The organism is Brevibacillus borstelensis, assembly GCF_037834415.1.
Lineage (GTDB): Bacteria > Bacillota > Bacilli > Brevibacillales > Brevibacillaceae > Brevibacillus > Brevibacillus borstelensis_A.
This window is the reverse complement of the sequence record NZ_JAUMSJ010000068.1, coordinates 1-9,213: the sequence shown is the minus strand read 5'-3', so window position 1 is coordinate 9,213 and position 9,213 is coordinate 1. Positions and strand designations below refer to the sequence as shown.

General features: G+C 50.6%; 8 protein-coding genes and 1 pseudogene. 3 read left to right on the top strand and 6 right to left on the bottom strand.

The genetic code is table 11. The features are described 5' to 3' along the window. Window positions 1-22: 22 nt before the first annotated feature. The 6 genes from pabA to Q3F21_RS26560 form a co-directional block, all read right to left on the bottom strand. On the bottom strand, window positions 23-604 hold the full coding sequence (gene pabA / locus Q3F21_RS26585) for an aminodeoxychorismate/anthranilate synthase component II (RefSeq protein WP_340259524.1): 582 nt from the start codon (window positions 602-604) through the stop codon (window positions 23-25). Continuing rightward, window positions 601-2,121, bottom strand: a complete 1,521-nt coding sequence (locus tag Q3F21_RS26580; protein ID WP_340259526.1) for an anthranilate synthase component I family protein — start codon at window positions 2,119-2,121, stop codon at window positions 601-603. The genes pabA and Q3F21_RS26580 overlap by 4 nt, the downstream gene beginning before the upstream one ends. 363 nt (window positions 2,122-2,484) lie before the next feature. Next, window positions 2,485-3,417, bottom strand: a complete 933-nt coding sequence (cysK, locus tag Q3F21_RS26575) for a cysteine synthase A (RefSeq protein ID WP_340259523.1) — start codon at window positions 3,415-3,417, stop codon at window positions 2,485-2,487. A gap of 76 nt (window positions 3,418-3,493) precedes the next feature. Beyond that, window positions 3,494-4,393, bottom strand: coding sequence for a peptidyl-prolyl cis-trans isomerase (locus Q3F21_RS26570; RefSeq protein WP_340259522.1), 900 nt, complete (start codon window positions 4,391-4,393; stop codon window positions 3,494-3,496). Window positions 4,394-4,589: 196 nt separating this feature from the next. Beyond that, the gene (hslO, locus tag Q3F21_RS26565; RefSeq protein ID WP_340259520.1) at window positions 4,590-5,462 is read right to left on the bottom strand and encodes an Hsp33 family molecular chaperone HslO; all 873 of its coding nucleotides are present in this window, start codon (window positions 5,460-5,462) and stop codon (window positions 4,590-4,592) included. Between the two features lie 180 nt (window positions 5,463-5,642). Then, window positions 5,643-6,587: a sigma-70 family RNA polymerase sigma factor gene (locus tag Q3F21_RS26560; protein ID WP_340259518.1), complete on the bottom strand. Its 945-nt coding sequence runs from the start codon at window positions 6,585-6,587 to the stop codon at window positions 5,643-5,645. Window positions 6,588-7,107: 520 nt separating this feature from the next. Between Q3F21_RS26560 and Q3F21_RS26555 the strand changes: the two are divergent. From Q3F21_RS26555 to Q3F21_RS26545, 3 genes and pseudogenes are all read left to right on the top strand, one after another. Next, a pseudogene (locus Q3F21_RS26555) lies at window positions 7,108-7,404 on the top strand (IS3 family transposase); the annotation flags it as partial. Between the two features lie 354 nt (window positions 7,405-7,758). Then, on the top strand, window positions 7,759-8,136 hold the full coding sequence (locus Q3F21_RS26550; protein WP_340259516.1) for a hypothetical protein: 378 nt from the start codon (window positions 7,759-7,761) through the stop codon (window positions 8,134-8,136). Between the two features lie 277 nt (window positions 8,137-8,413). Further along, window positions 8,414-9,034: a hypothetical protein gene (locus tag Q3F21_RS26545; protein WP_340259514.1), complete on the top strand. Its 621-nt coding sequence runs from the start codon at window positions 8,414-8,416 to the stop codon at window positions 9,032-9,034. Window positions 9,035-9,213: the final 179 nt, after the last annotated feature.

Below are 9,213 nucleotides of genomic sequence, written 5' to 3'. Positions count from 1 at the left end.
ATGCGCATCGTTATGGATTTTATTAAACAGGTTTCTTTGCGTACGCTGTCAGGAAGTTTTGCAGCAGCTGCTTGCCGTTTTGGGTAATGATCGACTCCGGGTGGAATTGCACACCCTCAATCGGATACTCGCGATGGCGGATGGCCATAATTTCCCCTTCTGCCGTTCTTGCGGTCACTTCGAGCTCGCGGGGCAGCGTCGCTTCCTCCACGATCAGCGAATGGTAGCGGGCAGCCGTAAACGGAGACGGAATTCCTGCGAAAATCGTTTTGCCGTCGTGGAAAACCTCCGACGTCTTGCCGTGCATCAGGCGTTCGGCGCGAATCACCTTGCCTCCGAACACCTGACCGATCGACTGATGCCCCAGGCATACGCCCAGTATCGGAATTTTCCCGGCGAAATGGCGAATCGCCTCCATGCTGATGCCCGCTTCATTGGGCGTGCACGGCCCCGGGGAAATCATCAAATAGTCGGGGGCAAGCCGTTCGATTTCTTCCAAGGTGATCTTGTCATTTCGGCGGACCTGCAGCTCCTGTCCCAGCTCTCCTACATACTGCACCAGGTTGTACGTAAAGGAATCGTAATTGTCAATCATCAGAATCATATGCTCTTCTCCTCTCGACTCTTCTTTCTGTTCTCGCTCAACTCCAAAGCCTTCCACAACGCTTCCGCCTTTTTCAGCGACTCGAAATACTCCGCCTGCGGCTTGGAATCAATGACGATCCCCGCCCCGGCCTGCACATGCGCCATCCCGTCTTTGACGATCATCGTGCGGATCGCGATGTTGGTCTCCACGTCGCCGTGAAAGCCAAACCAGCCGATGGAACCGGTGTAGACGCCGCGCTTGACGGGCTCCAGCTCCTCAATGATTTCCATCGTCCTGACTTTGGGCGCCCCCGTGATCGTCCCTCCCGGAAAAGCGGCGGCCACAGCGTCAAAGGCATCCTTGTCTGCCGCCAGCTCCCCTTCCACATGAGAGACGATATGCATCACATGAGAGTACTTTTCCACGACCATGAACTCGCTGACGTGCACGCTGCCGTAGCGGCTGACCCGCCCGAGATCGTTGCGCTCCAAATCGACCAGCATAACATGCTCGGCTCGCTCCTTCTCGTTTTCGACCAATTCCCGCACGAGCGCGTCGTCCTCTGCCTCATTTTTCCCGCGCGGCCTGGTCCCGGCGATCGGGCGCGTGCTGACTTTTCCGCCCTTTGCCTTGATCAGCAGCTCCGGCGAGGCGCTGACCAGCTGAAACTCGGGAAAGTGGAGGTAGCCCATGTAAGGGGACGGATTCAGCTTTCGCAAAACGTCGTACACCTCTGGCGCGGACACCTGCATCGGCTTGCTCTGGCGAACGGAGAGGTTCACCTGGAATACATCTCCAGCGGAAATGTACGACTGGACGCGGCGGACCGCTTCCTCAAACTGCTCCTGGGCAAACGATACCTGGACAGGTTCCTTGGACTCCAGAGGCCGTTTGCGCAGCGCGTCCCAATCGCTGTCATCCACGTCCGTTTCCACTGAGGCAAAACGAGTCAGCTCCTCGGCCAGCCGTTCGAGCCGAATCCGCGCATCGTGGTACGAATCTTCCGTCAATGCGGGAGAAGGCAGATGCGTCAGACATAAGCATTCACGTGTCGCATGATCAAAGACAAAAACGTCTTGCATTATCATAACATACAGATCGGGCAGCCGTAAGTCGTCAAAGGCAATCTCCGGCAGGCCCGGTTCAAAAAAGCGGTTCATGTCGTAGCTGAGGTAGCCGAGCGCTCCACCGTAAAAGTCGGGAAAGTCCGGAATGGCCGGTGTCCGGTAGCGGGCCAAAAAGAGCCGCAGCGCGTCCAGCGGGTTTTCTCCCGGGAGAATTTCGGTCCGGCCATCCGGATAAGACACGACCGTGACGTTATCCCTGCTGCTGACTGTGGCGATCGGCTGGCAAGCGAGGTAGGTGTACCGCCCTGCCCTTCCGCTTTCCAGGAGTACGGCACCCTCCAGGGACGGCTGCAGGGCGTGCAAGAGCTTCCAGGGGTCCAGGCTGTCGGGCCATGCCACACGTTTGGCCAACGGGACGTAAGGATAAGCGGCAGCATATTGGGTCAGATCGGGAAAGGAAGGCAATATCACTGGGTTCACACTCCGGTATGCATACTCAAAACATCTAGCACTAGCATATCATAACCGCTGCCCTTGTCCTTAGCTGTTTGTTGGCAGACTGGACGAAAGATCTGCCATGGTTTTAGGAAGCCTGCTTCTTGGTTGATGTTATCGCTCCAACCTGTGGACTTCTTGCTGGTGCCGGCGGAAAAAAGCAGCCGTGCTCGCTTCGCCCTGTCGTCAGCAGGGAATCGCGCATGTCTGGCCGATAGAAGCTTTCCACCAATAGGCTGTCCCCCGCTTCCACGCTTCATTTCCAAAGGCCGCCTTTCCGGCACATGAAAAAGACGCCGGCAAACGCCGACGTCTGAATGTATATGCGCTGGTTTCCTATTCTTCGAATTGATACAGCGGCGTAGAAAGGTAGCGTTCTCCGTTGCTCGGAATGACGACAACCACCTTTTTCCCCTTGCCGAGCCGCTGGGCCACCTTGAAAGCGGCAAAAATGGCCGCTCCCGAAGAAATGCCGCCGAGAATCCCTTCGTTGCGCGCTACGCTGCGGGCCGTTTCAAACGCTTCCTCGTTTTCCACCTTGATAATCTCATCGTAGATCTCCGTATCCAACGTATCGGGGACGAAACCCGCACCAATCCCTTGAATCTTGTGAGGACCTGGCTTTCCGCCGGAGAGGACAGGAGAAGCCGCGGGCTCGACAGCGATGATCTGCACGCCCGGAAAATGCTCGCGCAGCACCTGGCCTACGCCCGTAATCGTACCGCCCGTGCCGACGCCGGAGATAAATACGTCGATGCCGCCAATCTCTTTGCCCTGCTCCAGCAATTCTTGCCCGGTCGTCTCACGGTGAACCTTCGGGTTGGCCGGATTTTTAAACTGCTGCGGAATAAAATAGGAAGGGTTCTCCTTCACCAGCTCCTCCGCTTTCCGAATCGCTCCGCCCATCCCTTCCGCACCGGGCGTCAGCACTAGCTCTGCTCCGTATGCCCGAAGCAGATTGCGCCGTTCCATACTCATCGTCTCAGGCATGACCAAAATCGCGCGATAGCCTTTGGCAGCCGCTACCATGGCAAGACCGATCCCGGTATTTCCGCTCGTCGGTTCGATAATGGTATCGCCCGGTTTGAGTTTTCCTTCCGCCTCAGCAGCCTCAATCATCGCCAGCGCAATCCGGTCCTTGACACTGCTGCCCGGATTGAAGAACTCCAGCTTCAGGTAAATATCCGCCATGTCTTCGCCGACAACCCGGTTCAGCTTCACCAGCGGTGTATAACCGATCAAATCCGTAATCGAATTGGCAACACGCATGTCTCCGTCCCCCTTTTAATAACCGAGTAAATTGGTAGGTTTTATTGGTTAATTATATCAATGAATGCCCATCAGGTCAATTGGGCAATTGCCCATTCTTCACCCCGACGGAATGGCGCAGCCTCTCTAGCACGGCATCGAGCGATTCTACCTGGGCCAGCGCCATTTCCCTGCGAATGTCTTCCTTCGCCTGCTCGAACGTAATTTGCTCCGCTTCTTTGCGGTCCGACAGCCGGTAAATATAGTATTTCCCGTGGTTTTCTACCGGGGCGCTGTTTTTTTCCGGCTCCAGAGAAGAGAGGACGGTTTTGGCCGCATCGGACAGGCTGCTGTCCGCAAGCGAGACCCAGCCCGCATCCCCGCCGCTTGGGGCTGTCAGCGGATCGATGGAGCGTTCCTTGGCGAGCGTGGCGAAATTGGACCCGTTTTTCAATTCCTGCAGCACCTGTTCGGATTCCTCGCGGGAAGCGACGACGATTTGCCACAATCTCACTTTCGTCGGATGGGTGTAGCGGTTCGCGTGGACGGCGTAGTACGTCCGCAGTTCTTCGTCGGAAATGGCAATGTCCCGGATCGCCAGCTCCTGCAGCAGCATTTGATAGGTGATTTCCCGCTCTACGGCCTCCGGAGTGGTTCCCCCCTGCTTTTTGAGGGCGTCGCGAAACTCGCTGTCTGCCTGGCTCCCGTAGCTCTCCCGGATTTGCTCCATCTCCTTTTTGATCCGCTCGGGATCAATCGTAATGCCAAGCCGCTTCGCTTCCTGGAAGACGACCTCTCGATTGATCATATCGGCAAGCACCTGCTGGCCGTGTTTCTCCTTTAACATCTCGACCCAGTCCGCCTCGCTGATCGTCCGCTCTCCGACAACGGCTGCCGTGTGCAGCTTGGCGGCGGACTGGTACCAGGACCAGCTCATTGCCAAGAGCAGCAGCACCAGCGCAGCAATGACTCCCCACAGCGTCTTTGTGTTGTTCACGCCATCTCCTCCTTTGCTTTTCAAAACTAATGCAAAAACAAAGCTGAGACTTGTACCGCCGCAAAGCACAGACAGCGGAGCGCAAGCGGGACAACGCTAGCAGGACAAAGAGGATGCAAACGCACAAAGTCGCCAGCCCATGCTTTCCCGGGACTGCCAGCTGTAAGTCCCGGGACGCCGATAACAAACCTGCCAGTTACATGTCGTTGCGGATTTCTTCCAATTCCGGCTTCTCGAATACGTACCGCTCATTGCAGAAATGGCAGTGCACCTCTGCTTCGCCCTGTTCGGAAATGATGCTGTCCATCTCTTCACGGCCAAGGCTGACCAACGCGTTTTTTACCTTCTCGTGGGAGCAGGAGCACGTATAGTGAATTTCGGTACGGCTGAGAAATTTCGGCTCATCCAGCACTTTTTCCAAAATTTCTTCCGGCGTCAGCTCATCCGCGATCATACGGGAGATTTGCGGGATTTGTCCGAGCCGCTCCTCGATTTGTCCGACAACATCGTCCGGCGTGTTGGGCAATAGCTGAAGAATAAAGCCGCCCGCAGCCAAAACAGAACGGTTTTCCGGATTGACCAGCACACCTACGCCGACCGCAGATGGTGTCTGTTCCGAGCTCGCAAAATAATAGGTGAAGTCTTCTCCAATTTCGCCAGACACGATAGGCGAGCTGCCGCGGTACGGCTCTTTCATGCCCAGGTCCTTCGCGACATTGAGGAAACCATCCGTTCCGACAGCGCGCGCCACATCCAGCTTCCCTTTCTCGTTCAGCTCAAAGTGAACGTGGGGATTGGTCACATAGGCAATCCCTTCGCCGTGCGCATTGGCCTCCGCCACGATCTGTCCGATCGGGCCTCCGCCCGTCACTTTTACGGAAATCCGCTCCTCGCCCTTCAGCATCGCCCCCATCATCAATGTGACGGTCAACGTCCGGCCTGCTGCAGCCGCTGCGGTATTCCACATGTCGTGCCGCCTGCGCATCTCCTCGACCGCAGTCGTCGTCCGTGCAGCGAAGGCGCGGACATGTCCATTGAAGCCGGTTGCTCTTATCAAATAATCGCTCATAAAGCGATCCTCCTTCTCATAGATGAAATGAAGAGTCATGTTCTTACCAGTTTACCACAAGAAAGGCTTTTCTTCTCATGCGGGCCCAGTTTGCAACTGCAAGCCTGTTAAAAAGCAATGCAAAAAACCCCCTTTTTCAAGTAAGGGGGTGGAGTATGTGCAACTTTTAGACAAAGCTTGTCAGGTCAAGTAATCTTTCAAGACGCGAGAGCCTTTTTGCTTGCGCAGCCGATCAATCGTCGTCGCTTCGATCTGGCGAATCCGCTCGCGCGTGAGGCCAAACATCTTGCCAACCTCTTCCAGCGTGTACACCTGATCGTTGTAAAGACCGTAGCGCATGGCGATAATCTCCTGCGCGCGGGGGCTGAGTCTCTCCAGCGCGGCATGCATCTGGGAACGGAGATCAACCTTTTCAATCCAGTCGTCCAGCGACGTCTCCGGGTCATCGACAATTTCGGCATAGCTGAGGAATTCGTCCTCATGCTCCGCCCATAAGCCGTCGGCGTCCGGTTCGTCATCAATCGACTCCATTTTCAGCATCAACGCAAACTCGATCGCCTCCACTTTTTCAAGCGGCAGATCCAGCAAGGCAGCGATCTCCTGCCGGTCCGGCGTACGACTGAGCAGATGGGCCAACTGAAGCACCTGTTTTTGGTACTGGCGAATTTGCTCATGCATGTGCACAGGAATGCGAATCAATGCGCCCTTGTCATTGATCGCCCGGGTAATCGCCTGTGAAATCCACCAGTGCGAATAGTGGTAAAGACGAACACCGCGTTCCACGTCAAATTTGTCAATGGCAGTAAACAGACCAATCGTTCCTTCCTGTATCAGATCCAGGAAGGGCATTCCCTTTCGGAGATGGCGCAAAGCCGTGCTGACAACGTACCGAAGATAGGCGCGCACCAGCTTCTCGCGGGCAGCCAGGTCTCCGTCACGCTGATAGCGAATCAGGCAGTCCAGCTCTTCGTCTTTGTCCAGCATGGGTGTTGCAGCGACGCCTTCCAGAAACAGCAGAGCCGACGTGTCTGACCGCAATGAGCGCGGCACGGCGATACCCAACTGAGTTTCAACTTCCCGCCAGCGACGGGGAGTGGACTGGAAAGTAGAAGTACTCACAGGCATATGCAACCCTCACTTCTCTGAGAGCGTTCAAGCAGGAAGCTTGGCCTCCCCTTGAACAAGCTCTTTGGAATGAAATTTACACGATGAGGTTCAGCCAGTTGATTGCTTGCAAAAAGATCATGCTGTTACACGATGGTACTGTAAACGTATTTCGACAAAAAGCAGATAATTCCTGCCTGTTTACAGAATATTAACGGAAGTGTAAGCAAATTATTGTTGGCAGCGCTTCCATGATCAGGCGTTATCCCGCCTGTATTTGTTCCATCATAGTAGCTTCACACCAAGAGACAGAGGGGGGGATACAGCCTTGTCGAACCATGATGAAACTTGAGAGATAGAAACGTGGTCATCGTTTATGAAGAGATGCTACTTCGCCCTTCCTCCAGGTCGCATATCCGACACCATTTTGATGAACTGTTCGGCGGTTTTTCCTAAATAGGAATCCTTGTTCCAAATGATCCCTTAACTAGCTTTCAAATCAGTTTCCATAATTTTGTAGGCATGTATATGCTTTTTCTGCAATTCCGATCGCGGGAGCCAGTATGCGTCCTTAGACTACCAAAAGGGGCTGCGACTATATGGGATGACGGGCAGCATGAGCCGTTAGGGCAATTACTACGATACCGCCTGTATCGAGTCGTTCCACAGCATGCTGAAAAAAGAGCTCGTTTACCTGCACAAATTCAAAACCAGGAAAGAAGCCAAGGAGAAGATTTTTAAGTACATTACGTGTTTTTACAATGGAAAAAGAATCCACTCCTCTATCGGGTATCTTACGCCCATTCAATACGAACGTACGCTCCGTTCAGCTGCGTAATTCTCTCGGTTTTAGGTGTCCAATTTATTGACAGAAGTCCACCCTAATTTATACAACTCTATATGATTCGGATAGAAGATGATCACCCGCCACTCCTGATTCACCATTCGAGCTCCTCTACGCTAAACACTGGAAGAGCATATGCAGGCAGTACAAAATAGTTATTTTCCTTTGGAATTCAAATGATAATTTTTTGAAAATTGTAATACGTAACCATTTTGTAACTTCTTATAATACTATATTCAATTAATGTATATATAAGTTAGAGAGTGGATAAATTTTGAAATTAGGGTAAATGGAGGAATAACTACACTTATTATTATCTAACAATTTTGAAAGGAATCGATTCTATTGATGAAAAAGGCAGTAACAACAATTGTTACAACTCTTTTGTTTACCTTAATGATCGTTACCCCAGCTTTAGCTAACCCCATTGATATTCCACTCACTTTTCTAGAGGATCCCCCTGGTTATGGTATATATTATGCTAAATCATATCCAGATGGTAAGACTCAAGGTAATCATAGAGTTACCTTTTATGAAGTCAGAAATGTAGAAAAAGTAAAACGCGGTGGTATTATCACAGTAGCTTATAAGGGTTATGGTGGAACTGATCTAACAGCCCAAGTTATTCACAGATTCGATGAGGATTATATTAAATTTTATGGTACAACCTGCTGGTACCGGGTAGCTCATGTGACATTAGCATTAAGGGTCGTGACAGAATATTAATGTCATACCCTGGAAATTATACTGAAGTGGCGTTTGTATATGGAACTAACTATGATAACCGGGTAACTGATCAACATTATGGAAATGGATTAGTTTATGAGTATCTAAAAGATAATTATAAATATTACAGATGGAATGATTCAGTTTCTAGAGTACATTTTTCAGTTTGGGGCGGTTATTTTAATGACACTGCTTTTAACCCAAGATATGTAAGTACCACTAGTGTAATTATCAATTAACAAAAAGTTTATTTAATTTGGGGGGAATACAAGAAAAAATGAATAAACGAATATTGTTAAGTTGTTTTGTTTTGTCAGCCGTATTGGTAGTTATCGTTTTAGATTCACTTTTCATCGGCAAAACCGATGCTTCTCCAAAATTCAAAAAACATTATGATGAATATACTCAAGATTTGGCTATTGAATATGCATTTCCAATTGAACACGTGGATATGAATGGAGACCTTGTATTCGTAACACTCTCAGGTATAACACAGGGAACAGAGGTATCTGATCAAATTCCAGAGATAGTAAGAACAATCAACGAATTTGGTGGTTTAGCTGCATCTAAGAATATAATAGAATACACCGATTCAGAAGGTAATGTTTTCATGAGAATACCAGAAGAACTCGATACGGAATATAATGCAAAACTGCGTAGTAAACATAATTCTCTCAACACAATATCTCATGAGAAGTTAGGAAATATAATCAATAAACATGATGAGAAGATTAAGGAATATAAAGCTGCCAAAAATATGACCAAACTAAGACTATTTGACAATAAAGAATGGCCTACTGCGGAGGATAAAGGTGGCAGTGAAAATAACAAAAAAGTAAGTGAGGATACTAATACCGAGGAAAGCAACGACAAGGTAAGTGAGAATAGCGATAGCTGAAGAAGGTACTTTAATCAGCTTTCATTAGTCCATTTTCTGAACTACAGGAGGAATTTGGTGGAAAATCAATCTCCTTACCTGCTTAGTTCACCAGAAGCTTGTGATTAAGGGGGGTAATAAGAAGTAGGTTTGAATCAATATCACTAGCGTTGCATTAATATAATCAAAAGACACAAAAT